This window comes from Dyadobacter sp. CY261 (assembly GCF_021440085.1).
Classification (GTDB): Bacteria; Bacteroidota; Bacteroidia; order Cytophagales; family Spirosomataceae; genus Dyadobacter.
The window spans coordinates 553,741-580,323 of sequence record NZ_JAKCPW010000004.1 but is presented as its reverse complement, the minus strand read 5'-3'; the positions used below and the strand labels follow the sequence as shown (position 1 = coordinate 580,323).

General features: G+C 48.4%; 21 protein-coding genes. 9 read left to right on the top strand and 12 right to left on the bottom strand.

The features are described 5' to 3' along the window. The first annotated feature begins 15 nt into the window (after positions 1-15). On the top strand, positions 16-1,032 hold the full coding sequence (locus tag LZD49_RS15095; protein ID WP_234668398.1) for a toxin-antitoxin system YwqK family antitoxin: 1,017 nt from the start codon (positions 16-18) through the stop codon (positions 1,030-1,032). A gap of 82 nt (positions 1,033-1,114) precedes the next feature. Continuing rightward, positions 1,115-2,809: a hypothetical protein gene (locus LZD49_RS15090; RefSeq protein ID WP_234668397.1), complete on the top strand. Its 1,695-nt coding sequence runs from the start codon at positions 1,115-1,117 to the stop codon at positions 2,807-2,809. Between the two features lies 1 nt (position 2,810). On the opposite strand, the gene dacB is transcribed toward LZD49_RS15090, so the two are convergent. After that, complete coding sequence (gene dacB, locus LZD49_RS15085; RefSeq protein WP_234668396.1) at positions 2,811-4,085, bottom strand: D-alanyl-D-alanine carboxypeptidase/D-alanyl-D-alanine-endopeptidase; 1,275 nt, start codon at positions 4,083-4,085, stop codon at positions 2,811-2,813. Positions 4,086-4,429: 344 nt separating this feature from the next. Between dacB and LZD49_RS15080 the strand changes: the two genes are divergently transcribed. Genes LZD49_RS15080 through LZD49_RS15070 form a run of 3 tightly spaced genes read left to right on the top strand, consistent with a single transcriptional unit; the run spans position 4,430 to position 10,135 of the window. Then, positions 4,430-6,361, top strand: a complete 1,932-nt coding sequence (locus tag LZD49_RS15080) for an ATP-dependent DNA helicase RecQ (RefSeq protein WP_234668395.1) — start codon at positions 4,430-4,432, stop codon at positions 6,359-6,361. After that, entirely contained in the window at positions 6,358-7,803 is a 1,446-nt protein-coding gene (locus LZD49_RS15075; RefSeq protein ID WP_234668394.1) for a DUF5723 family protein, read from the top strand. Before LZD49_RS15080 ends, LZD49_RS15075 begins: the two co-directional genes overlap by 4 nt. Before the next feature lies 1 nt (position 7,804). Continuing rightward, positions 7,805-10,135: a CehA/McbA family metallohydrolase gene (locus LZD49_RS15070; protein WP_234668393.1), complete on the top strand. Its 2,331-nt coding sequence runs from the start codon at positions 7,805-7,807 to the stop codon at positions 10,133-10,135. Position 10,136: 1 nt separating this feature from the next. On the opposite strand, the gene LZD49_RS15065 is transcribed toward LZD49_RS15070, so the two are convergent. The 8 genes from LZD49_RS15065 to LZD49_RS15030 form a co-directional block, all read right to left on the bottom strand. Next, a complete protein-coding gene (locus LZD49_RS15065; protein ID WP_234668392.1) occupies positions 10,137-10,460 on the bottom strand; it encodes a DUF6787 family protein in 324 nt (107 codons plus the stop codon). A gap of 5 nt (positions 10,461-10,465) precedes the next feature. Next, positions 10,466-11,197, bottom strand: a complete 732-nt coding sequence (locus LZD49_RS15060) for an RluA family pseudouridine synthase (RefSeq protein ID WP_234668391.1) — start codon at positions 11,195-11,197, stop codon at positions 10,466-10,468. 27 nt (positions 11,198-11,224) lie between these two features. Next, entirely contained in the window at positions 11,225-12,043 is an 819-nt protein-coding gene (panB, locus tag LZD49_RS15055) for a 3-methyl-2-oxobutanoate hydroxymethyltransferase (RefSeq protein ID WP_234668390.1), read from the bottom strand. A gap of 123 nt (positions 12,044-12,166) precedes the next feature. Then, positions 12,167-13,507 carry a murein hydrolase activator EnvC gene (locus LZD49_RS15050; RefSeq protein WP_234668389.1) on the bottom strand — a complete coding sequence of 447 codons (1,341 nt, stop codon included), beginning with the start codon at positions 13,505-13,507 and terminating at the stop codon, positions 12,167-12,169. Positions 13,508-13,572: 65 nt separating this feature from the next. Beyond that, the gene (locus LZD49_RS15045; protein WP_234668388.1) at positions 13,573-14,418 is read right to left on the bottom strand and encodes a DUF4292 domain-containing protein; all 846 of its coding nucleotides are present in this window, start codon (positions 14,416-14,418) and stop codon (positions 13,573-13,575) included. Continuing rightward, positions 14,408-16,156 carry a lipopolysaccharide assembly protein LapB gene (locus LZD49_RS15040; protein ID WP_234668387.1) on the bottom strand — a complete coding sequence of 583 codons (1,749 nt, stop codon included), beginning with the start codon at positions 16,154-16,156 and terminating at the stop codon, positions 14,408-14,410. Before LZD49_RS15040 ends, LZD49_RS15045 begins: the two co-directional genes overlap by 11 nt. Before the next feature lie 181 nt (positions 16,157-16,337). Further along, on the bottom strand, positions 16,338-18,773 hold the full coding sequence (locus tag LZD49_RS15035; RefSeq protein ID WP_234668386.1) for a TonB-dependent receptor plug domain-containing protein: 2,436 nt from the start codon (positions 18,771-18,773) through the stop codon (positions 16,338-16,340). 60 nt (positions 18,774-18,833) lie between these two features. After that, positions 18,834-20,168, bottom strand: coding sequence for an APC family permease (locus LZD49_RS15030; RefSeq protein WP_234668385.1), 1,335 nt, complete (start codon positions 20,166-20,168; stop codon positions 18,834-18,836). A 102-nt stretch (positions 20,169-20,270) separates the two neighbouring features. Between LZD49_RS15030 and LZD49_RS15025 the strand changes: the two genes are divergently transcribed. The 4 genes from LZD49_RS15025 to LZD49_RS15010 all read left to right on the top strand — a co-directional run bounded on the left by LZD49_RS15025 (position 20,271) and on the right by LZD49_RS15010 (position 23,776). Next, entirely contained in the window at positions 20,271-21,392 is a 1,122-nt protein-coding gene (locus tag LZD49_RS15025) for a sensor histidine kinase (RefSeq protein ID WP_234668384.1), read from the top strand. Further along, entirely contained in the window at positions 21,389-22,087 is a 699-nt protein-coding gene (locus LZD49_RS15020; protein ID WP_234668383.1) for a LytTR family DNA-binding domain-containing protein, read from the top strand. The genes LZD49_RS15025 and LZD49_RS15020 overlap by 4 nt, the downstream gene beginning before the upstream one ends. A gap of 116 nt (positions 22,088-22,203) precedes the next feature. Then, a complete protein-coding gene (locus LZD49_RS15015) occupies positions 22,204-22,941 on the top strand; it encodes an intradiol ring-cleavage dioxygenase (RefSeq protein WP_234668382.1) in 738 nt (245 codons plus the stop codon). A 79-nt stretch (positions 22,942-23,020) separates the two neighbouring features. Then, positions 23,021-23,776: a hypothetical protein gene (locus tag LZD49_RS15010; RefSeq protein WP_234668381.1), complete on the top strand. Its 756-nt coding sequence runs from the start codon at positions 23,021-23,023 to the stop codon at positions 23,774-23,776. A gap of 2 nt (positions 23,777-23,778) precedes the next feature. Here the strand turns inward: LZD49_RS15010 and LZD49_RS15005 are convergent, their stop codons facing one another. The 3 genes from LZD49_RS15005 to atpD all read right to left on the bottom strand — a co-directional run bounded on the left by LZD49_RS15005 (position 23,779) and on the right by atpD (position 26,330). Beyond that, positions 23,779-24,150, bottom strand: a complete 372-nt coding sequence (locus LZD49_RS15005) for a PIN domain-containing protein (RefSeq protein ID WP_234668380.1) — start codon at positions 24,148-24,150, stop codon at positions 23,779-23,781. 334 nt (positions 24,151-24,484) lie between these two features. Then, entirely contained in the window at positions 24,485-24,727 is a 243-nt protein-coding gene (gene atpC / locus LZD49_RS15000) for an ATP synthase F1 subunit epsilon (protein ID WP_234668379.1), read from the bottom strand. An 88-nt stretch (positions 24,728-24,815) separates the two neighbouring features. Beyond that, positions 24,816-26,330, bottom strand: coding sequence for a F0F1 ATP synthase subunit beta (gene atpD, locus LZD49_RS14995; protein ID WP_234668378.1), 1,515 nt, complete (start codon positions 26,328-26,330; stop codon positions 24,816-24,818). Positions 26,331-26,583: the final 253 nt, after the last annotated feature.

Sequence of the window (26,583 nt, the reverse complement as noted above, 5' to 3'; positions counted from 1 at the left end):
AAAAATCCTATATTCATGCAAAGAGTAGCACTGTTCTGCGGCTTTTTTTCAATTTGTCTGTCGGTTCCGGTTTTTGCCCAGCAAAATCAGAATGATACTCCTGCGCCATCCTGGCTACCCAAGGAACAGGTGAAAAAGGATACTGCAGTACGCTCCAATGATCTTAAATCATTCGTTTCCGGCCTGGATCCTGTTGTAGGGGCGTCAGCACCGGGCGGCAAGAGCAAGTCTACCAACCTATCAACATTGTTCGGCGAAACGATCCCTGACCTGGGACTTCGGGTGAAGGAGTACAAGAGCCAGAAGAAGGATCGCAAAGCGCGTAAGGAAAAGACGCGTCTCGCAAAAGTACAATATGAAGGGATTCCAATGCAGAGCATGTCGGTTAAGTACGGCAGCGGCGACCGTGCTACGGTGGAGAATTTTCATGTTTTGAAAGAATATAAGCCTATTGACCAATACGCCCGTGCCACCGAAACACGCTGGTATGATAAAAAAAGCAGGAAGCTAAGCTCCTCGGTTATTAAGGACAAGGCGCAGGCATTGCCTTTGCACGGTTCATATAAAAAGTATAGTGGCGAAAACCTGATCGAAGAAGGCCATTATTATATGGGTGTCAAAGATGGCCGCTGGGTTAAATATGACACCAAATATAATCTGATCGATAAGGTTGTCTGGCACCGCGGCTTCCCGGCGGAGTCGCATATTACCTATTATGATTCAGCCCACACGCAGGTTAAGGAGGTGATGCCTATTGCATTTGGCGAAGTGGAAGGCGAGTATTTGTCATTTTACAAGGAAGGACAGCTTGCGGTCGATGGGAAATACGATTCGGGCAAAAAGGTAGGCCGCTGGGTCGAGTACTACCAGTTTCGTCGCCAACGCAAAAAAGAAATCCAATATCCCAAAACAGCTTGGGATGATGATTTCGAACCTTTCATTCTGCGCGAATGGGATGATAAGGGTAAGCTTCTTTATGACTACACCAAAGATCCCCGCGCGTCCGCTGAAGAGGAGGAAACCGAAAATTAGGCTGTTATTGGTTGAAAATAGCGGTTGACCTGCTTAATTAGCATACCCGAAGGAGCGAAACCGCTCTCGGAAATCATCATTTATGTATTCGTTTTTCCTCCGTTTCGTCAGAGAAAAAAGCTGGCTTGCCTGGTTATTGTGCCTGATACCCGTTTTGATCTACATTTGGGTATTTGAAGTCATTGCTTTGAATGTCAACTATATTGCATTCGACGATATTCTCATTCTTAGCATCATATCGAAATTCCCGGACGCCGATCTTGCCGGCAAATGGAAATTACTGACAACCCTTTTCCCAGAACACCGCCTCGTTTTTTCTCGCTCGGTTATCTTGCTGTTGTATCATGTATTCGGCAAGGTCAACCTCGTCTGGCCGATGATCATAGCCAATATTTGCTGGGGACTTTGCGCACTGGTTTTTTATCGTGCATTCAGAAAGTTAAAGCTTTCGATCTGGTATTTTGTGCCTATAATGTGGCTCTGGTTCAATATCCAGTCATTTGAAAATATCTTCTGGGGGGTAAGTTCACTGTGTAATTTCGGAGTAATCCTGTTCTCGCTCTGCGCATTGTATTTTGCAACTTACAGGCCCGACAAGCCGATTTTCTCCTTGCTTTTTGCCGTAGCTGCCACATTTACTTACGGCAATGGATTAATGGTTTTTCCCGTGGTCGGATTCATTTTCCTGGTTGGAGGTTATCGCAGACATTTTTTGGTCACATTTGCTACGGCTGTGATCGTATCCATCGTCTATTTTATAGATTTCACCCCCATTACCCAGAGTCTCGACTTAAAAAATCCGCAGCAGGTGACGCATGCCTTCTTCGGTTTCTTCGGATTTATCGGATCCTGGGCAACGCTTTCGGCCTACGGTAATCCTCGGATGCCGCTGTACATTGCGGTGGCTGTGGGAATGCTAATGGCTGCTGCGTTGCTTTTTACATACCGAAAACAATATCTTCAGCTTTGGAATTCGGCTTGGCTTAAAACACCTTATAACAACCAAACCGCGCTTTTTACGCTGGGTATCGTTGCTTTTACAGCCATTACAGCTCTCGCGCTTGCCTATAAACGCATTCCCACAGATACTTTCGACGGGATGTTTAAGGGCCGTTACCGCATGTATTCGGCGCTTTGGTGTGTGGCATTGTATTTCGGATTTTTGGCGATCCTGCAAAATACCACTCGCAGAAAATTTGTGCCGGGGATTCTGCTAGCAGCGGTTCTCATCAATCTTTTGGTACTGCATGCCAATTTCGCCGATGCGGTCAATAACAGGCGTGCTGCCATTACCCAGGAATTCAATGCCCGTTACAATGCCGATTGGCTCGGTATCCGTATGTTTGGGATGGATCAGCGGAAGTACGAGCAAATACGTTCATACTATCAATCTGCCGATCCATTGGCCGAAAATTGGAACCCTCGGGCCGATTATGTGCAATGTGACAGCACCTATCAGCCGGACGAAATCAGCCTGCTTGGCGAGCATCTGGTCATTGGCTTTCGTCTGCCCTTTCCAAAACCCGAGAAAGATTACTCCGATGGCGCGTACGTGATCCTCAAATCACCGGCGCATGTGTATACATCGCAGGCAAACCAGCTTTCAGTGCCGCTCAAAACGACGTTTCGGCGCGGGATGTATTTTGACAAAGGCTCAAATGCGACCTTTCACAAAGCTAATATCGAGGCTGGCGTTTATAATATTTATGTGCTGGTGCGCGCAAACGGCCGCAATAGCATTTATTGCACCGGCAAAACCTGGGAGGAGAAAGAATAGATCAGAATTTCTCGTGCACGCGGGTGAGAATGCGTTCTACCTCTTTGCGGACGTCGGCAGTCGGTTTCGTAAAATTGTTATTCATAAAGCTGAATACCAACACTTTTCCCTTTTTTGTAAGCATATAGCCGCTCAGGTTGTATACATTGCTCAGGCTACCCGTCTTGGCAAAAATGAACGGTGGGTCTTCTTTAAAAAGGTTTTTCAACGTCCCGCTTTTTCCGCCTGTCGGCAATATTTTGAATAGCCTTTCCTGGGGCACTTTTTCATAAATCTTTTGCAACAATGCCACCATTGTTCTCGGGGTGAACAGGTTATAACGGCTCAGGCCCGAGCCATCTTTCCAAACAGGCTTATCCGGAAGATCGGCCAAATGATGTTCAATGGCATGGGCGATCGCTTTTTCGGTACTGAGCGGCAGTTTATTGGCGGTCGCATAGAGGAGCATCAGTTGTTCGGCAAGCATATTGTCGCTCACCTGCATCATCCGGGCGTAAAGCGAATCGGACGGAATGCTATTTACTGTCTGCAAATCTATTTCAAGCGGTATATTGATGAGTTTGATCTCCTTTTTCAACGTGTCGCTGAGCAATTGCAGCATCACCTGGTCGGTCATGTGAACCGGAATGTCCTGTGCAGGGCGTTGATTCGAAACCAGTTTAGGATAGTGGAAGACGTTTTGTAATTCTTCGCGCTCTATTCCCGAAACGGCCGAGTCCTGCACCATCGATTTTTGCCAGAAACGCGGATTCGCCTGGTACTGACCTGCCTTGGCGTTTTTAAAACGCACAATATTGCCGTAAACAGGCATGGCAGTCACCTCGGGTTGATAATAGTCATTGTAATCGCTCCAAGCCCATCCGGGGCCGAAACGTTTGTTTTCAAAATGGTAGGGTGTGTAAAAAATTGGTTCTTTACGGCCTTTCAGAAAGTCTAGAACCCTGCTATTTGGGAGATCGGGATGAAGCAGCGAAGGATCGCCGGTACCGCGGATAATCAGTAATTCGCCCCATTCGAGATATTCAAGACCGGGAATGGAATCACCTAAAGCGGATAAACCTGCATAAAAGCTGAACAATTTGGTATTAGATGCCGGCACAAAGTATTTATCGTCCTGATAGGAAGCCAGTGAACTCTTCTCGTGCACGCGGGCAATGGAAACCCCGGTATGCTGCTGGCTGAGAACCGTCGAGCGGTCGATCTCACTTTTCAGATAATGGGAGGCCGAACAGCCCGACAATGTAATGATACTGGCAAGGAAAAACAGCGTGCGCATGGAAAGAGGTTGAAATTGAACTTCAAACAAAGATAATGTTTTCACTGTATCAATAAAGTTGAGGTAAAGGTTACCGTCGGGTAATTTACTTCGAATGCTGTTGAGCCCCAATGCCACGACACTCGCCAATGGGGCCGGGGGTGCCATATCGTGGTAATCAGAACGATATAGCCAATGAGCACGAGCAAATTGTAAATGTTTTCAACCGCCGTTGCATCGCTCATTGGGCTGGGCGAACAATTGTTGGCATTTCTTTTTATCAAACGAGTAACTCCGGCTTTCGATAACGGCGCTAATGCAATTACTTTGTAAATCTGATTTACCACACCGCAAAGCACGATCTGATGACTGATATCCGGTCTGTCCTGAAACAATACTGGGGTTACGACACATTCAGGCCATTTCAGGAAGACGCCATCAAGGCGGTCCTGAATGGCATGGACACGCTTGTGTTGCTTCCCACCGGCGGAGGAAAATCCATCTGTTTCCAGGTGCCGGTTATGGCTTCGGAAGGCGTTTGCATCGTGGTGACGCCGCTTATTGCGTTGATGAAAGACCAGGTGGAGCAACTGAAACGCAGGCAAATTTCCGCAGCGGCCATTCATTCGGGCATGAGTAAAACGGAGATTGATATTACCCTGGATAATTGCATTCACGGTAATACAAAATTTCTCTACGTTTCACCGGAGCGCCTGCGAACAGATATTATGATCGTGCGCGCAAAGCAAATGAACGTGTGCCTGCTCGCCATCGACGAGGCGCATTGCATTTCCGCATGGGGTTACGACTTCCGCCCCTCCTACCTGTTAATTGCAGAATTCAGAAAGCTTTTGCCCAAAGTACCTGTGATGGCGCTGACTGCCACGGCCACGGAAGAAGTACGCGCGGATATCCTTGACAAGCTAGAAATGCGGAATGCGAGGGTTTTTAAACAATCTTTCGCCAGGGCAAACCTCTCCTATTCCGCTTTCCCCGAAGAGAACAAAGAGCGAAAACTTTTACAGATTTTACGTAATGTCCAGGGAACGGCCATTGTATACGTTCGCACCAGAAAGCGTACAAAAGACCTTTCCGATTGGCTGAACAGACAGGGTATTCCGGCTACGAGCTACCATGCGGGCCTGCTTTTCAAAGATCGCTCGGAACGTCAGTCGGCATGGATTCAGAATCGTGTGCGCACGGTTGTTGCGACCAATGCATTCGGAATGGGCATCGACAAGCCGGATGTACGTGCGGTGATTCATTTTGATCTGCCGGATAACCTGGAAGCCTATTATCAGGAAGCGGGGCGCGCCGGACGTGACGAGAAAAAGGCGTATGCGGTGGCGCTTTTTAATAAAATAGATCTGGACGAACTGATCGATAGCATTGAGCGAAAATATCCGCCGGTGGAAATGCTGAGGCGGGTTTACCAGGCTTTGGCAAACTATTACAAAATTGCGGTTGGTGCGGGCGAGTTGTCCGGCTTTGGGTTTGATATACAGGAATTTGCAGGCGTTTTCGGGTTGCCTGTGAACGAGACGCATTACGCATTGAAACTGTTGGAAGAGGAAGGCTTTGTGCAGTTGAGCGAAAATTTCGGCGACGCTTCCAAGATCCATTTCCTGGTTGATAACCGGGAATTGTACGACTTTCAGATACGCTACCAGGAGTTGGATTCGTTTATCAAACTGATCCTGCGAATGTATGGAGGCGAGTTGTTTACAGAATATGTGCGCATTTCCGAGACTGAACTTGCACAAATCCATTTTGCAACCGTCCCTGAAATTCTGAGAAAGCTGAAATTCCTTGCCGAGCGAGACGTTATCGATTACGAACCCAGGAAAGACAAGCCGCAGCTCACATTCCTCACACCGCGCTATGATTCTTCTCTACTCCCGCTAAACGTTTTTGAAATACAAAAGAAAAAAGACCGCGACCTGCAAAAGGCACAGGCGGTGATCCGCTATGCGACACATACTAAACGGTGCCGGACTTTGCTCTTATTGGAATACTTTCACGAATTCGATGCGGAGGAATGCGGTGTATGCGACATCTGCATTAGGAACCGGAAAAATGAAGCGATTAGTGACTCCGTCGTGGACGCCAAATTCGCAGAGCAGATTATCGATTTTTTAAGTCGTGAAGGCCCGATGTTGCCTTTGGAACTCGGCCGTGCATTCGACAGTATGCCCGGCGACGATTTCCTGAAAACATTGCAAGCATTAATCCAGGAGGAGGCGATCCATTACGACGAACAGGGAATGCTGTCCTCAACTAACAAAACTCAACTTTGAAAACCTCATTACTTACCACATCACTATTACTTCTGACGACCCTTCAATGCGTTGTCGCTCAACAGATTCCTGGCCTGCAATTCAGCAATTACGGGGGATTGTACCGTGCCACCTATAATCCGTCAGTGCTTGGGGGACCACGTCAAAAGTTTCAGGTCAATATTCTGACGCTCGGTGGTAGCATCAAATACCGCTATTTCCGGTTTATCGGTGAAAATTCATTTCTATACCCTATCCTTTCGGCGCATTCAACCAAAGAATTATATGGCCGCTCGCGCACAATGGGCTCGCTTACGTACAAAGACCCCATTTTTCTGACTGGGGAAATCCGCTGGCCATCGGCGTCTTTTGCGTTGGGTAAATACCATGCTGTGGCCATTCAGTTGCGGACGAGAGGATTTGTGCAAGGACGGAATATTCCCGAAGCGATCGATAACCTGTACATGAAGCGGCTCGATACGGGCAGTACGCCGCCGCTTTCGAACGAGGCCTGGGGTGATTTCAGTCTGGTACAGCAAAGCTTTTCGGATATCAGTTTTTCGTGGGGCGGGCAATTGTTGGACATCGAAGGCCATAAGGTCCGCGTCGGTGCGACGGTAAAACGCGTTTTCGGTGCGCGAGTGGCTTATTTGAAAGGCAATGCCGATCGTTACAGCATTAACACGGCAGGCAGCGATCCGGATATTAGTCAGTTGGAGATCGATAACCTTACCTATGAAAGCGGATACAGCACCCCAAACCGTAAAATGGGCATTGGAAATCTGTTTGGTTCCGGGAAGTATGGCTCAGGTTGGGCATATGATTTGGGCTTTACTTATGAGCTGGGCTCTGTCTGGAAGGATCGCAAAGAGGAATACAACTATAGCCCGGATTACCTGGTGCGTCTTGCGGGTTCTTTGACGGATATCGGTTCTGTGAAATACAAGACAACGGATTCGAAAGTAGTCAGAGGGTCTCATAGTGATGTAGTAATTGGCCAAACGCAGCTTGAAACGATCAGTGACCGGGGTCCCGAGGGTTTTATGAGTCTTTTCCCGGGAGATACCAGCACCGCATTTTCGCAGACCGTGAAACTGCCACAGGCTATCCATCTCGAAGCGGATGTCCAGGTCTTCCACGGATTCTTTTTGAATTTGGCCCAGACAAGCCGTTTCAAAAGCCGTACCGGGCAGTCCGGCCGGGGGCAGTCATTAGATATGTACGTGCCGAATACTTTTATGGTTACGCCACGCTTTGAAGACGAGGATTCGGGCCTTTCTCTGCCGATTTCTTTCATTCAGGGTAATAACCGACCGTCCATAGGGCTTGCAGGGCATTTCGGGCCTGTTTTTCTAGGATTCAGTAATGTCAACGGCCTCATGAAAAGCGGCGGCGCACGCGGTAGCATGATGTATATCGGTTTTACCGCATGGAAAGCATATCGGAAAAAGGACAAGAATTGATATGAGAACAACGTCTGCCCTACTTATTTTTGCAGTATTCCTACCGTTGATGCTGCTTGGGCAGCACGATCAACACGCGGGTCACACCATCGCGACCGACGTGGAACCGCAACCATTGCTGGCACAGGCCATGCGCTTGCAGGAAGCATTGTCATTTTCTGGCAATGCCTTGCAGCCTGCAGATGCTGAGAAGCTGAAAGCGCTGGGTCGAGGGCCTTTGTCAGCGGAAACAGTGAAGGGCATTCAGGCGATATTTGATCCGTATTGTTTAAATATAGTCCATATTAATCCCGAAGGAAGGGTAAAAGTGGATCGTGGGGCAGCGAAGGCCGCATTAATACAAAGCGGCTGGACGGCATTTCTGGTCAAGATTTACAATGAGGCGGGTGTTACGGCCAAATTCGAAGCCACCAGCCCTAACGCATTGAAGCCCTACCATTCCCCTTCATCCGACCATAAAGTCAAAAAGGAGCACGAACTGACGCAGGGACAAGTCGCTAATCGTTTTCTGGACATCCAGATTTATGCCGGAAGACCATTGCAGGCCAATTTATCAGGTTTGAAGCTGGAATATGCGGTGGTTCAGATTTATTCCAAAGACGCCGGGAAACGGGAGGCGGAAATTGCGTATAATGTTGGTCAAGGCTCGCAGGACATTGGGTTCCGAAACTCCACAAACATTCTGTTCGATATAAAACAGGCGGTTAAGGTACAACTGGAAGTGAAGGACGATGATGGATCGCCCGCTATGGCTTCCTTTCTCATTACCGACAGCCAGGAACACGCATCGGGCAAGTTCAAAGGTATTTACCCATTGCCATCAAGGCGAGTGGCCGCCTCCGACGAATATCCAGATTTATTCTTTCAACCTCAGATTTACCGCAAGACCGGGGAACATGTTCTGCTTCCGCCTGGTAAATACAAGGTCGCATTTACACGCGGACCGGAATATATCCCTCAAATGAAGGAGATAACGGTTCCCGAAGGCGAGAGCTCGGTTGGGGTCTCGTTCCAACTGAAACGATGGATACAGCTGGCCAAGCTGGGCTGGTTTAGCGCCGACCATCACATTCATGCTGCCGGTTGCAGCCATTATGATAGCCCTACGGAGGGCGTCGATCCCAAGGACATGTTCAGACAGGTGTTGGGAGAAGACCTCAATATGGCGGCGAACCTGGCCTGGGGGCCAAGTTGGTACCATCAAAAGACTTTTTTTACAGGAAAAGACCATCCGTTGTCTGGCAATAAAAACGTAATGCGTAACGATGTGGAGGTTTCCGGCTTTCCTTCTTCGCATGCAGGGCATATTGTTTTACTACGAATTAAAGAAGACGATTATCCCGGCACCACGACCATCGAACAATGGCCTACCTGGACAGCGCCGGTGCTATCCTGGGCCAAGTCACAGGGTGGCGTCGTAGGTTACGCGCATTCCGGCTGGGGCCTGGAACCCATGGAACCTACAACAAAGATCCCGAATTATGCAACACCGAAAATGGATGGTATCGGTGCCAATGAATATGTGGTGACAGTGACCGACGGTTTGATCGACTTTTTTAGCGCGGGCGATACGCCCGCACCCTGGGAGCTTAATATGTATTACCACACGCTGAACTGCGGTTTTAAAACACGACTAAGCGGCGAAACCGATTTTCCCTGCATTACCGATGCACGCGTAGGACAGGCGCGTAGCTATTTCAAACCCAAAAATGCGATGGATTATGACGGCTACGTCGAGGCTATCAGATTGGGCAGAAGTTATGTTTCCGACGGGAAATCGCATATTATGGATTTCAAGGTAGAGGGAACCGAGGCGGGAGCCGGTGAAAGCGAAGTGGGTTTGAAGTCGGCGGGCAATGTGAAAGTGACGGCGAAAGTTGCTGCGTATTTATCAGAGAAGCAAGATAGTATTGGCGAGAGGATTGCAAGCACGGCAATTATCGAGAAGCCTTATTGGGATATCGAACGGTCGCGGTTAGGCAAGTCAAGAACTGTCCGGGCCGAGTTGATATTCAACGGCGTGCCTGTGGATACGGTGGAAATACAGGCAGATGGAAAGCTCAATGACATTAGTTTTTCTCCCAAAATCGCAAAGTCGGGCTGGCTGGCATTGCGGGTTTTCCCAAGCTCGCATTCCAATCCGGTTTTTGTAAAAGTTGATAATCAGCCGATTTTGGAGAAACAGAGCGCAGAATGGTGCCTCGCCGCCTTGAACCAGTGTTGGAAAATGAAGGAGCCGAATATCCGTGCGGAAGAAAAGAGTGCTGCTGCGGCGGCGTACGAAAAAGCGCGTAATGTTTACCGAAAATTGATCGAAGCAGGAAGTAAGTAGGCTACTCCGCCTTCGTTTCAGCCTTTTTGGAACGGAATAATCCTCCTATCCGACTAAACATACGTTTCTCAAATTCCCAAAAGAATGAAAATCTACCAAAAATCAAGCCCCAGGCAAGCAAAATGACCTGATATAACGGTAGGATGATGAGGATATTCACTCCCCAGCGAAGCCAGCCGGAAGATTCTTTTGTAAGCCCGATCAGCTCAAAAAGCCATTTTTTTACATAGAGGACCGAAAAACCGGTGCAGGCAAAAACGACCAGAATGATGAGGACATCCCATCCATTCCTGACGTTCCAGCGCTGTTTCAGTTTTTCGATCATGGAGATTACTCGTGAAAGAAGTCGAGGTGCTCGGGTTTGATCACCTCTTTATCCAAAGTTAGGAATTCTTCCCAGAACGGATCGTTTGGAAGGCCCGCACGGCAGATAACCGGCTCTTTTTTAATGGGATGCTCGAAATACAATCGGCGGGCATGGAGATTAATGCTGCCATCGGGGTTTCCTTTGGGATAGCCGTATTTCACATCCCCGCGAATCGGGCAGTTCATCGATGCCAATTGCACACGGATCTGGTGCGGACGACCTGTTATAGGCATAACTTCCAGCAAATGGAATTTGTTGATTTCCCCCATCCAGCGGTACGATAACTCGGCGCGTTGCGAGCCCGGCACTTCCTCATCGTGTGCCGTAGTGATGTTACGGGCCTCGTTTTTAGTAAGCCAATGCACAAGTTTGCCTTTCTTCTCCGCTGGTTTGTTCCTGACAACGGCCCAGTAAGTTTTCTGAACGTCGCGCTTGCGGAAAATTTCGTTCATGCGCTCTAGCGCCTTAGACGTACGTGCAAAGACTACCAGACCGCTGACAGGGCGGTCCAGGCGGTGAACGGTGCCGAGAAATACTGCGCCAGGTTTATGATAGGTATCCTTGATGTAGTCTTTAACCAGGTCAAGAAGACATTTATCGCCGGTAACATCGGCCTGAACCAGGATTCCAGGCTCTTTATTGACGATGATCAGGTGATTATCCTCGTAAACGACCCGAAATGGTTTGTTAGCCATATTATTAATTTAATACTTTTTAAAAGGTCAATATGATTCCTGTTCGTTCGGGAATGACTTTCCCTTTACATCCTTAATGTAATTGGAGATGGCATCGGTCATGATGCCGTTCAAATCGGCATAGTGACGTAGGAAGCGTGGTTTGAAGGCCTTGTTAATGCCTAGCAGATCATGGATTACAAGCACCTGGCCATCGGCATGTGGCCCCGCACCAATTCCGATCGTAGGTATTTGAATGCTTTCGGAAACCTGTTTGGTCAATGTAGCAGGGATTTTTTCAAGAACCACTGAAAAGCAACCTACTTCTTCGAGCATTTTGGCATCTTCCAGCAGCTTTTGTGCCTCGGCTTCCTGCTTTGCACGGACTGTATAAGTCCCGAATTTGTAAATAGATTGCGGCGTAAGCCCCAAATGCCCCATAACGGGCACGCCGGCGCTGAGGATACGTGTCACCGACTCCTTGATTTCAAGTCCGCCTTCCAGTTTTACAGCATGTGCGCCAGATTCTTTCATAATGCGGATCGCGGAGTTCAATGCCTCGCGTGAATTGCCCTGGTAGGAACCAAACGGCAGATCCACTACCACCAGCGCGCGCTTTACGGCCCTTACTACCGATGATGCATGGTAAATCATCTGGTCGATCGTAATGGGCAAGGTTGTTTCGTGTCCGGCCATTACATTGGAGGCCGAGTCACCTACAAGAATAAGTTCCACACCCGCGGCATCTACGATTCCCGCCATGGAATAATCGTAGGCAGTAAGACATGATATTTTCTCTCCCCGGTTTTTCATCGCCTGAATCACGTGGGTCGTAATGCGCTTAATATCAGCAGTATGTACAGACATGGTGGTTATCGGTATTGGTCATCAAAATTCAAAAAATCTAACCGGCTTGAAATGGTCAGGTGTTATTGTGTGTGATCAGGTATGGCCATTGGGTCAGACGTGTTGCAGGTGTGGCGATACGCATTACCTGTGTAGCAGCCAGTTTTCCGGATTCAAGCGGGAGGTGTTTTTCCAGATCTGGAATTGCAATTCCGAAGTCCCGTCGCTGTCGGTGGCTACCCGCCCGATATTTTCCCGCGCCTTCACTTTTTGCCCTGCGCGAACAGCCACGCCGGACATTTTAGCATAAATTGTCATATAGTTACCGTGCTGTATCGCCACCACGCTGCCCATTCCAGGAAGCTCGGTTACGTCGAGGACGGTTCCATCGTATACCGACCGTACCGGCTCGCCAGCGGCCGTTTGAATGTCTATCCCCAGGTTATCCACCATCACTCCTTTCAATACCGCGTGTGGGCGCTGACCGAAATGGCTGGAAACAAAGCCCTTCACTGGCCAGGGAAGGCGGTTTTGCGAAGCCGTGAACGACGAAGCCAATGTGGTTTCCTCCTCGTTCATGCCGCTTGAAGTAACCGGCGCTTCCTCCACTTCCTTCGGAGCTTCTACGGCCGCCTCGCCTTTTTTCTCGCGCTCGGCATTCTCGCGGGCAATGCGTTCACGTTCAGCTTTGCGGCGGGCTTCCCTTTCCTCGCGCTCGCGCCGTTCCCTTTCGATACGTTCGCGACGCTCACGCTCGGCAATCCGCCGGATACTGGATTCTAAAAGGTCGGTAGCGCGCTTATTTTCTGCAATTTGCTTCCTCAGTTCGACTTCCTTCTGCGATAGCTCCTGGATTACTTCGTTCTGCTTCGTTTTCAGGCCTTCCAGCTTGTTATTTTCTGTGAGCCGAGTGTCGAGCACATTTTTTTGCTGATTCTTTTTGGAGGTAATGCGTTGTCGTTCAGCTATTACCTGCTTTTGCAATACATCAATTTCCTTAGCCCTTCCTTGCCGCGCTTCGGTATATTGTTTCAGATACTTGTACCGAAGCACAAGCTGGTTGAAAGTCCCCGCCGAAAAAAGAAAAACAAGCTGGTTGAAATAGGCGTTCCGTTTGGAAGCCTCATAAATCATATGTCCGTACTCCTCTTTCAATACCGCGAGGCTACTATCGAGCGACTGGCGCCGTTTTTCGAGGACTTTTAGCTCACGATCAAGGATTTCGAGGTCGTCGGTAAGGAGGTCTATTTGCCTTTTGTAGGTATTAATTTGCTGGTTAAGGGCTTTCAGCTGGCCGAGGTTAACGTTCTTTTGGGAAGAAGTCTGCTTCAAAATGTTCTGAATTTCCTTGATCTTGCCCTGGTTTTCTGCTTTTTCGCGTTCAAGTTGCTCGCGGGTCTTTTGCGCAAATGCACCTGCGCACACACAAAGCATGAATGTAAGCATTAACCAAAAACGACGGCTACCAGGGGTAAGAAAGGGCATAAAGTTGATTCTTGCGGCCAAAAATACATTTCACAGCCAGCAAAGTTAAGCAGACTTTCTGTATTTTACCTTTTACGCTTGTAGCTCGAAGGAACATTGAAGGGAAAACCGGGGCTCTTGTTCACCAATTCGACCTTGCTGTGTTTGAGGCGCATGGTCGTTTCCTTCATTTGTTGGTCTTTGGAAAGAACATTTAGATTGATGAGGCTCGTAAAAGGAAATAGAAAACTGCTGACTTCCCTGAAATCCTCATAATCCAGCGTAAACGTATTCTGAGTAGGCAGCTCGGTTGCCTTCAGTCGGGAGAGTTTCTGATTCTTTTCGGCAATATAATTGTCCACCTCCAGTCGGTTAACGAGCTGTTTGAGGATATAAAAATCATTCTCCTTCACAAAACGGCCGTCACCCTGCATCTCAAAAGGCATATTACCGATAACGACCGATTGAAGAAGGTCGAAATTGAGGTCGAAATTGTATTGTTTGCTCAGTTGCTCGTAGTTGAACACGAAGTAATCGCGGTGGATTTTGTCCATAAACACAATGGAATCCCGCGTGATAACACCCCGCGCTACCTCGAGACCGACGCCAGTCACGGAAAGCCAGATAATGCTGTCCTTTTTCATGCGGATGTTGACGTTCGTGTTGTCGAAATCCTGTTTTGCACTTTTAAACGAAAACTTGGATTTGGCCGTCAGATAATCAAAATCAACCTCACTAACCTTTACCTCTGGCATTGATTCGCCCGCGTTGGGCGCGGCTGTGACAGAATCTGTCGGTTCCGTACCTTTGGTGATCAGTGTTGTGTCGCCGGACGAGCTCTGGGAAGTATTTTTGGAAGAACGTGGTTTATGACAAGCTGCGAACCATGTAAGACACATGGCCAACAGCCCGATCGTAATTTTATTGCTCATGTAATGCACCTGTCGCTATTTTTTTGTCAAGAAGTTCGGTGGTCTCTCCCATTCTTTTGGCTTTTTTCCATTGGGCCACCGCATTGTCCCGTTCTCCTAATTTGAACAGCACATCTCCATAATGCTCAACAATTGTGCCACTAACCGCGCTGCTGTCGAGCATTGCCTTTTCGAGGAATTCCTTGGCTTTTTTGTAGTCTTTGCGAATATACAACACCCATGCATAGGTGTCGAGGTAAGTAGGGTTGCTTTGATGCTGTTGCACGAGCCTTTCCGACATTTTAAGTGCGAGGTCGAGTTTTTCCTTTCGCAGGGAAAGAAAATAGCTGTAATTGTTCAGAACATGATCATTATCGGGATTGGCTTTCAGCGCGAGGTCGTACGCTGCGTCGGATTTGTCGTGGTCCCCCGTGCCATTAAATGCATCGCCAAGCTGGCCGTGGATAATAGGCACCAGTTGTGGATTGTCGCCCATCAGTTTAAGGCTCTCTTCCAGCGATGAGATAGCTTCCTTAAAGTTTTTTTTCATCAAATGCGCCGTTCCGTTGTAGTACCAGAACATCCCCTGATTCGGAAACAGCTCCAATGCTTTCTCGGTATGGACGAGCATACTATCGACCTGACTGAGGTCGCCGTCGAGCTGCACGATCGCACCCCAGACCTGAAATACATTGGGATCATTACGTACGGCTTTAAGATACAACTCCCGCGCCTCCGCCTTTTTCCCCTGCCGTGTCAGCAAATCTGCGTAGATCACCATCGCTTTGGATTCGTTGGGATGCGTTTCGGAAAGCTGCTTAGCCAAAGAAACGGCCTCATTGACCTCACTTTCGGTTTTGAGCATTGTCAGATAGCCCGAAAGTACCCGGATTTTGGGATCTGCATCGAGATTGGGATTGGCAAAAACCAATTTGAGCTCCTGATTACATTTCTGCACATCGCCATTGCGACGGTAGATGTCCGCCAGCAGCACATGCGCCTGCGCTTCGTCGGGGTTGATTTTCAATGCTTCTTCCAAAGGCGCTACCGCTTCTACGATCCTGTCATTCGCGATCAGCATTTCGGCTAGTTCTACCCGGTATGCTACTTCGCCGGGCTCTGCTTCAATGAGTTTTTTGGCCTCTGCCAACGCTTTCTCGAGATTATTCTGGCGGAGATAAAGTTGCTGTTTTTGATGGGTGATTTCTTCGGTCACACCCATTGACTTTTCGAGCTTATTGTAAGTCTCAATGGCCTTGTCGAACTGGTCGTTGAAAACATATACGGCTGCCAGCTCAATGCCGTATTCGATGTTTTCGGGACTTTTGGCAACCAGCGTTTCGTAGATTTGCGCTGCTTCAGCATATTTCCGGCGCTTGGCATATAGATCGCCGAGCTGCTGGGCGTAAAAGATATTGTCTTTGTCGAGGTCAAAAGCTTTCTTAGAAGCATTGATCGCGTCGTCATATTTTTCAAGCTTGATCAGCGCCGTGGCAAGGAGATAATGAGAGGCAGGGTCCTGTGGCTTTATGCCGACGAGTTTTTCAAATACCGGCAATGCACGGTCGGCCTCGTCTTTCATCATGAATTTCATCCCATCCGCTGCAATCGTCTCCACAGCCAGCCTGGCGGAAACAGCGTCCTCCTTTTCATCCTGCTTATCACGATCCTTACGGCGTTGCGCGTCCGCCGGTACCGCCAGCCAGGAGGCCGAAACCAGGCAAATAAGAAGGGTTAGTTTCAAATATTCGGTCCTCATATATAATCGCGCGCCATCAGATCGTGGGACATGACCGGCTATTTCAGTGTAAATAACAAAGTTACCAAATTTTGTGTGTATGCTCAGCCCAAATGTCTATGCAAATAAGTATACTAACGTGGAAATGTTCATAATCTTATGCCAAAATAGCGGCTATCGCATAGCGGCTATCGCATAGCGGCTATCGCACGGAATAGGCCGATTTCCCAAAACCCGGCTGACCTGTCGGGCTCAGAACCTCAACCTGGATTTCCGCAGGACTTGTCGCATCCGAGTGATAGTAGCTCACACGAGCCTTTCCATCGCGACCGGTATGGAGCATAGGTGCCCAGAAAATCGTCGAGCGAAAATCAGGCGTGGGATCTGGGGCATTGGCGGGGCCATATTTCGGGGAATAAAATTCGCGTGGGACGTGAAAACCGGCGATTTTGGTCACCAATACACCCGGAACAATGTCCTGCGAATAGTCGTAATTGTCATTTCCACGCTTGGTAAGCACCGCGATAACTCCATTGCCTCCCCTGCTGCCAAATATCGCCGCCGACGGGCCTTTCAAAACGTCAATCGACTCTACATCGTAAACGTTTAGCGAAGCAATCAGCGATTTGTCCACAGGCATACCGTCCAGTACGAAAAGCGGCTCTCCTCTGTTGCCCCGGATAGACACAACCGCATTCATGCCCGAGCCTGTTACCGACACGCCCGCGACACGGCCTTGCAGCATATCGAGGACACTCATATTACCCGATGCCATTTGCTGCGTTACTTTCAGCGTTGCGTCAGCCGAGCTGTACAATTTTCGCGCATCACGCGGGCTTTCTTTTTTGGCTTTGATCGTCACTTCCCGAAGAAGCCGTTCTCGGCTTTCACGAATTTTTCGGGCAATATCCTGGTCTTGCGCAGCATTTTTGAGAAAATCGGCGAGCCGTTGCGCATCGACGGTGACTGGCTTAAAGGGAATCCTAACGACCGAAGCCCGTGGCGGATCAAATGGGTTGATTGCAAACGATAAATTCTGGTTACCCTTTTTGTTCATGCCTTGTAAGCGGAGTTGCAGGGAGTCGGAAAATACCAGGTTGTAAATCGTAAAATGGCCATTTTCGGCCGTTTCGGATGTCATGAATGTGCTCAGGCTGTCGTTGCTGAGGTAAAGCGACAGCGCCGTCTTTTCGGTGAGTTTTCTGTTGTTGCGCTTTGCATCGCCTTCCAGGGTAATGCCTTGCTCGACGTATCTCTTTACGGGCGGAATGCTGTCGCTCAACACATCTTCCCAACGAAAACGTGTCCAACCGTGCGTCATCATCACATAGTCGAGATGAATTTTCCGCTCAGAATTCTCCGGATCGAAATAGTAGGCAGACTGTTCGATACTACCTTTTAAATCAGACGAGAGCAATAAATAAGAGACAATATTCTGCGCGAAAGCTGGTTGCAATAGCTGGCCTGCGTCTGTTACAGCCAACGAGAGATTAGCTTCAACAGGCTTTCCGGCCGAGTCCGTGACCATCACCTCGAGATTGACCTTCTCACGCGGTTTGTATTCCGGCTTCGACGGCTTGACAGCCACCCGCAAACTTCTGGCGTGGTTGACGAAAACCAGCCGTTCGCAAACCGGCTTGTTGGTGTCATCGAAAAGGGTCAGATGCGTAATGCCGTCGGGGAGTTCAGTGGTAGGCAGTTGCATTAGGAGCCCGCGGCTGCCGATTTTTCCCTTCGCTACAAATGCCACAATGCCACGGGCGTGGCCAACGATGTGAACGGGAATCTCGCTTTTTCCTGGCATTTTGGCATAGGCGATAACCCTCATTTTGAGGGGGTTAGAAAGATTGTCGATCACCATTGTGTAGCCGGTATCTTCGACTTTCGGAAATGGAATGGCGGTTATTTTTCCGCCTTCGCCCCGCACAAATGCCTGGTAGGTCTCCCCTGCCTTGGCCGCGAATTGAAACCGCCCCATTCCTAGATGTTCGCTTTTAAACGAAGCGACGGTATCGCCGCCTTGTGAGAGCACAAAGCCCGCGACATCCTGTCCGGATCCGGTTGCATTAACTGCTTTAAAGGCTATGCGTGTATTGACGTCAGCGACGAGGTGCCCGCCTTCCGGAAAAAATTGCAGATCAACCGGCCCGGGCACATTAGGTTGAACTTTATTTTCCTGATAATTAAATACATATATACTTTTCTGGAAGAAAAACTCCTCGGGTGAATTACGCATCCAATTGGTGTACGCCCGGATGGTATAAGCCCCGGATGCAATGGAATCAGACAGTACGAACTCGCCGTGCCCGGCTCCGCCACTCATTTGAACACGCCTTAATGCCGCGTTGTTGCCGGAGCGCTGCTCAATCAGATCCACGTAGAGCAGGTTACTTGCGCTGTCAGCCAGATGCAGCGATCCTTCGGCAAGGTATGCCTTGAACCATAACGTGTCGCCCGTAACATAATACGGTTTGTCGAGGTGGAGATAAGCTTTTTCAACGGGCCATGTGCCGCGGTATTTATTTAATTTATCGGAAATAAATTGAATAAAGTCTTCTTCCGACCATTGATATGCCGAAGCGAATATTGTAAAGACGGAAATTAGCGTCAGGTTGATGAGGTTTTTTTTCCACGGCATATCGCTAAGTAGTTTTGTTATATATGCAATTTATTTAAAAAAAAATTGCAAAAACACTTGCTAGCTGTTCAGTTTTCTGACGAGCAAGTAAACCGGATAACTGATTACTAAAAACAACAGTGCATACTGGCTACTCGGCAAATCTTGTACAATTGCGCCTACAAGAAACGCGATGGATAAAATCAACATTAAAATGGGCAGAAAAGGGTAGGCCGGGACCTTCCAGGGGCGTGGCAAATCCGGTTCATTTTTTCTCAGGGCCAGCAACGATGCAAAGCCGGATGTATAACCCAATACAAAAAAGAATGTAGCGATATCCGAAAGCTTTTCTGTTGCATCTTTCCCAATGAGAATGAGTGTGATAGCAACCGCCGAGGTGATGAGCATTGCTACCGCTGGCGTTCCGCCCTGGTTGACGGTCACGCCCGATTTAAGGAATAAGCCGTCGCGGCTCATCGAGTAAAGCACACGGGGATTAAATAGCAACTGAGCATTGACAATTCCTAAAATAGAAATCATGAGGAATAGCGTAACGATCTTGCCCGAGCCTTCTCCGAAGATCAATGTAATGGCATCTGCAGCAGCGAGTTTGGATTGCGCGAGCTGGTCCATGGGCAACACGTGGAGGATCGCAAGGTTGCAGAGCAGGTAAATGGCAATGATCACCAAAACCCCACCTATCATCGATTTTGGCAGATTCTTGGAAGGGTCGCGGTCTTCTTCCGAGAAATAAGCCGCCGTATGCCAGCCGTCATAAGTGTAAAATATGGCTTGTAAAGAGAAAATCACCGGTGCTATCCAGGAGCCGGTTTCAATGATTTTGCTGGTTGTAGCTTGCGCATCTTCCACTGCAACCTCATTTCCGTACAGATAGCAAACCGCAACGAATGCAAACAGGCCAATACCTTTCAGCAGGCTCATAATGTTCTGAAAACTGCTAGCTAACGCCAAACCGATCCAATGTATAACGGTGAGCCCGAGCAGAATAGCCGCCGCGACATAAGGTTCGTAACCGACCAACGAGGGAATGAGCAGCGCCAGATATTCACTCATCGTGTAAACGCCGAAACCCAAAGCCGAGCAGGTTCCAAGCCAGCTATTGATGCCGACCACGAAGCCGGCATAATTTCCGAACGCCCGCTGCGCATACACGTACCAGGCTCCTGCCCGCGGAACGGACGTCCCGAGCTCGATCGTGCACAATGTGCCCAGGAATGCGTACAGGCTCACGGCGACCCATAGTACCATGATCAACCCGGAATCGCCAAGTTGGGCGGCAATAGGACCGGGTTTCCGGAGAATGCCGGTTCCAATGGTGCCGCCGACGGTCACGGCGACGCCAAATCCGACGCCCAGGATCTTGAAAAGTTCGTTTCGGGTAGAGGGTTGTTGCATGGATGGAGTGAAATGTGCTTTTCGAAAATAGGAAACTTTTTCTGAATGTAACTCCTATCTTGGATATCAAATACAGGCATCTTGCTATCGTTGGCATTATTTATGTTTAAGACTAAGCACCTTTGGATCATTCATTTATTGGGCTGGGTGTTGTTCATGAGCCTGCCGCTCACTATTGTGTCGCATCAGCCTGGAATGGACCTGCCTTTGCTTGTCATACGCTCGTGGTGGTTCTGGCTGTTTTTTCTGATTTATGCGTCAGTGTTTTATGGCAATTTGCTGGTGCTGACCCCGCAATTATTTCTGAAACAGCGATACGTAGCCTATACCACGGTGTTTGTTGGCTTGCTGCTGGTGATGTTCATTGCGCAACCATTTGAAAAGCTGATATTCAGGAAGTTTCAACAGCAGCAGGGTGGGGGAGTGAGGCCGGAACCGCCCCGTGACGAGTTCCGTATTGGTCATCCGCCCGGCCCGCCTCCGGGAGGTGGGCCCGACAGGATGCCGCAGCGCCAGCCAACCCCGGCAAGGGCGGTGGATTTTGTGAGCCTTACGCTCTTTATCGTGGCCTGGGTGGTGGCCATGGCGATCCGCATTTCACGCGAATGGCGGCAGAGTGAACGACGTGCGATTCTTTCCGAGGCAGAAAAGGCGCATGCCGAGCTTTCTTTTTTTAAGGCGCAGATCAACCCACATTTTCTTTTTAATACGCTCAATAATATATATGCGCTGGCCATTAGCAGCAGTGCCCACACTGCGCCAAGCATTCTCAAACTGTCACAAATGATGCGGTACATTACTGAGGAGGCGGCGGAGAATTATGTACCACTGGCAGACGAACTGACTTGTCTAGAAAACTACGTGGAATTGCAGAAATTGAGGTTGAATGCCAAAACCAGTCTGAACTTCGAGATTAGGGGCAATTTGGATGATGTGAAAATTGCCCCACTGGTGTTGATGACATTTGTGGAGAATGCATTCAAATATGGCGTGAGTAATCACCGGGAATCGATTATTCAGATTGCGGTGGAGGTTGCCGGACAGAATATTCTGTTTTTTTGCCAAAATCGCATTGTCGAGCGCAGATACGATATGGAAAGGACCGGCGTCGGAATTTTTAATACCCAAAAGAGACTGGATTTGCTCTATGCCGGTCTGTACGATCTCGATATTCGTGACGATGGTGATTTTTTTACGGTCAACTTAAAGCTGGCGGGCCAATGAAATGCGTGATCATAGACGACGAACCACTCGCGCTGAGTATTCTTGAAAAATACATAACCGCATTCCCGCTGCTGAAACTTGTCGGGAAGTTCGATGACGCCGTCGAAGGCCGACGTTTTTTGAAATCCAATCCGATAGATTTGCTTTTCATCGACATCAATATGCCCGATCTGACAGGCCTGGAACTGGTAGCCAGACTGGAAACCAGGCCGATGATCATCTTTACGACCGCCTATAAGAAATTCGCCTATGAAGGTTTCGAGTTGGAAGCTGTGGATTACCTTTTAAAACCCATTACCATCGAGCGATTTGAGAAGGCTGTACAAAAAGCTGCCGAACGGTTTGAGCAGAAAAAGCCGAGGCAAACGGAAGAGTCGATCGTCGTTCGTTCGGAATACAAGGCGATCAAGATTTTCCTGAGTGATATTGCATTTATCGAGGGAATGGAGGATTATATCAAAATCCATTTGTTGGGTTCGCGGCACCCGGTCACGACGCTGATGTCGTTGAAAGGGATATTGGAAATTTTACCTGAAAATGGATTTAGTCGCATTCATAGAAGTTATATCGTACCCGATCTTCAAGTAAAATCTATTCAGAGCAAGAAAGTTACGCTTTTGTCGGGCTTTGAGCTACCGGTAAGTGACAGTTATCTCGATTTTATTGACAAATGGAAAAATCAACAAACCTCATGAAGTGGTCTACCGATTCACCGGTAAAATCGGGTTGTTGACCGACACATCCGTCTTTTCCGCAACAAAAGGTGATGCGAATACGATAATGTATTCAAACTTACAGAACTGTTGCATATATGGAACGCAAGGAATTTTTAAAAAGGGGGTTTTCGGCGCTTGGACTGGCGACGATCATTCCCATCATCAGTTGCTCAAATGACTCTGTCGATCCCGTTGAAACCACCACTGAAACCGGGTCTGCATCCGGTAGCACCTCGGGTTCGACATCAGGAAGCTGCACGCTCACAGCCTCAGAGACAGCAGGGCCATTTCCCACCAAATCGCCTTCAAGCCTTGTTTCCAACGACATTACTTCCGACAGGCAAGGGAACAAACTGACGGTCAAGATCACCATTCAAAATAAAAACAACAGCTGCGAAGGCTTGGAAAGCGCTTTAGTTGACATCTGGCATTGCGATGCGGCCGGTAGTTACTCGGAGTATGGCGGCTCGGGGATGCAATCGACCAATTATACCAGTGTGCACTTCCTGCGCGGGCGGCAGACGTCCGATGCCAATGGGCTGGTGACATTCACCAGCATTTACCCGGGCTGGTACTCGGGCCGCGCGCCGCACATTCACGTGCATATATATAATGCGAGCGGGAAATCGCTCCTCGTTACGCAGATCGCGTTTCCGGAAGAGATCAGCAAAGTTGTGTATGCGCAGGGCGTGTACGCGAGCCACGGGCAAGCGGATACTACCAATGCGAAGGACAATGTTTTCGGCGACGGAGTAAGCACCGAAATGCCGACCGTTACCGGCAGTGTTTCGGCAGGTTATGAATTGACGCATGCGATTGTGGTAAGCGCCTGATGCGGGGCTTGCCAACTTTTTTTGAACTAATGCAAGATTGTGGACCGCCGACTATGGATAACCCCTAAAATCTATCATTATGCTGATACAAAACGACGCTCAGATATACCTGGAAAGCCTGCGTGGGTATTTCCAGATGGATGGCTTCCGCAGTTTCAAAACATTCAATTTTGAAGAATACCGGGCTGACGGGCGCGAGGCATTTGGAACGTTGGAAGTCCTGAACGATGAAACGCTCATGGCCGAATGCAGTTACGAGCTGCGGGTAGAAAAATTTTGCCAGGTTATTTTGCTGCCGGTGGCCGGAGCGATCGAAGTGGAAGAAAAGGGTAGGGAGCTCCAATTTGTGAATTCGGGACAGGCGCTGTTTTTTCTGGCGTCCCCCGACAAGGTTTATACCATTACCAACCCGTACCCTGACGAGGTGATCAATTATTTGCAGATTAGGGTCCATGACGATCAATCTTTAAACATCCCGCCGTCATTATCCGACATCACCACTCACTTTGATTTAAGTCAAGCGAATGAGCTTCTCCCGGTACGTGGCTACAACAGAAGCTCCGCCGATCTGTTCATCGGGCAATACGACGGCCGGGTGGAAGGCATTTTTACGAATCAGAGTGCCCGTCACAGCGTATTTGCGTTTGTGATCGAAGGGGCGTTCGAAGTGCAGGACCGTTTGTTAGAAAGGCGGGATGGATTGGCGCTGCGGAACGTGGAGGAGATTGAGTTTGAGGCGCTTTCGAATGGGGCGATTTTGCTGGTTATAGCTGGGCTTGCATGGGAAGGCAATAAGCTGGATCATTTCCAACTTGAAAGGAGCGGCCGTGTTTAAGTTCAGGATTGATATAACACGAAGATCAATTCTTTGACCTTTTCAAACTGATGCTCTGCGGAGAGCAATGGTATGCCGAGGGTCATGGCAGTGGATGCGATGAGGGCATATGGAAGTTTTAATCCATACTCCCATTGGACATATCTAGTCATCTCTTTGATGCCATCATTGAGATCAATTATATGACAATTTGCAAGGAACATCTCGACGCATTCCTGATGGTCCCGTGAAATATATTTGTTGCTAAGCAATTCAAGTTCACATACAAAGGACAAATATGGCTCTACACCCTGCAATACTATTCCGAGATCGGAATCTCCCTCAAATAAGCTGAGGATAATATTGGTGTCCAGAAGTATTTTAGTCCCATTCATTGCGCATCTGCCTTTGAATTTCCAGGGGATTACAGTCTCGTTTCAGAACACCGACAAACTTTCGAGCATCGAGTCTTTTTCCGATAGTTGCTGATTGGGAGGCCGGAAATAGTAACGCCCATTTTTTGGCAGGGAAGATATCTTCCAGTGTTTGTCCCTTTCTCAAAGTAAATGTCATGATGATGATGTCGGTGTTTCACTTTCCAACATAATCAATCAGACAACTACAAAGCTCTAACGATGGATTAGTGAGCGTTTTGATTTATTTGCCGGGAAACAAAAAAATACGGATGCCGTTTTCACAGCACCCGTATTTTGCAATAAATGTGTTTTCCTAAAGGACAGCTTCGGCGAGAACTAATACTTTATTGTTCAACACCTCCACAACACCACCGTCGATGACGTAGTTCTGTTTCGCACTGCCGGTATCGATTACCACATCACCTTTGCCCAGCGTGCTGACCAGCGGCGCGTGACGGTTAAGAACCTGAAACTGTCCTTCGGTACCCGGCAACGTAACGGAAGTCGCCTCACCGGCAAATACCTTTTTATCTGGGGTAATGATTTCTAAATGCATAAATCTGATGTTTATGAGTTTATGGGTTTAGAGTTCAAAGTCTAACAGCGTACTTCACTCTGGACTCGTAAACTTTGAACTCATGAACCTATCGGGTTGCTTCCGCCAGCATTTTTTCTCCTTTAGCCTGCGCATCTTCTATGGTTCCAACGAGGTTGAAAGCCATTTCAGGAAGGTGGTCGTAAGCACCGTCCATGATCAGGTTGAAGCCTTTGATGGTATCGTTGATATCAACCAATGTTCCTTTCAAACCTGTAAACTGCTCAGCAACAAAGAATGGCTGTGACAGGAAGCGTTCTACGCGACGTGCACGGCTTACAACCAACTTGTCGTCGTCGGAAAGTTCTTCCATACCCAGGATCGCAATGATATCCTGCAATTCTTTGTAACGCTGAAGAATGTTTTTCACACGCTGTGCGCAATCGTAGTGCGCTGCACCCAATGTTTCTGCATTCAAAATACGGGACGCAGAGTCAAGCGGATCCACAGCAGGGTAGATGCCTTTTTCAGAAACTTTACGGCTCAATACCGTCGTAGCATCCAAGTGGGCAAATGTGGTTGCAGGCGCAGGGTCAGTCAAGTCATCCGCAGGTACGTAAACGGCCTGAACGGAGGTAATAGAACCACGTTTTGTAGATGTGATGCGCTCCTGCATCTGACCCATTTCAGTTGCAAGCGTAGGCTGGTAACCTACCGCAGATGGCATACGTCCCAAAAGAGCGGATACCTCTGAACCTGCCTGGGTAAAACGGAAAATGTTATCGATAAAGAAAAGAATATCGCGGCCTTGTCCTTCGCCTTCTCCGTCACGGAAATATTCAGCCATTGTAAGACCTGACAAAGCAACACGTGCACGTGCGCCAGGAGGTTCGTTCATCTGACCGAACACGAACGTCGCCTGCGAGTCTTTGAGTGTATTGTAATCTACTTTCGAAATATCCCAGCCGCCTTCTTCCATGCTGTGCTTGAATTCCTCGCCGTATCTGATAATACCAGCTTCGATCATCTCACGCATCAGGTCATTACCTTCACGTGTACGCTCACCTACACCGGCAAATACCGAAAGACCGGCATAAGCTTTCGCGATGTTGTTGATCAGCTCCTGGATCAATACGGTTTTACCTACACCCGCACCACCGAACAAACCGATCTTGCCACCTTTTACATAAGGAGCCAGAAGGTCGATAACCTTGATACCTGTGAAAAGTACCTCGGTAGCAGTGGCCAGCTCTTCAAATTTCGGAGCTGAGCGGTGAATGGAAATACCATTAGAATTATCAAGCGGAGTAAGACCGTCGATCGCTTCACCGATTACGTTGAAGAGACGTCCTTTAATACCTTCGCCGATTGGCATTTTGATAGGTGCGCCAAGTGGAGTAACCTTCATGCCGCGTTGCATACCTTCTGTACTATCCATCGCGATAGTACGGATACGGTCTTCACCAAGGTGCTGCTGGCACTCAAGAACAACTTTCTGACCGTTTGGTTTGATGACTTCCAACGCATCCAGGATAGATGGGATAAGTCCGCTGTCCTCGAATGATACGTCTACAACTGGGCCAATTACCTGCGTAATTTTTCCTACGTTTGCTGCGTTTGCCATTATATAATTTTGATTATCTCGGATGAGGTTTTTTTCAGACCGCAAAAGTAGGAGATAATTTGGTCAGTACCAATAGCTGAGAAAGTGAATTATTGGATATTTTTTAGAAAATCGCCCGTTTTTCCCTAAAACTGTGCTTAATATTTCCGGAAAATGGAGGTGGGGGGAGAGGGGGACGGGAACTTTCTAAGCGTCGGCAGAACCGGCTTATCGTTTGAGATACTTGTTAAAATCCCTAAATTTGATTTAAACA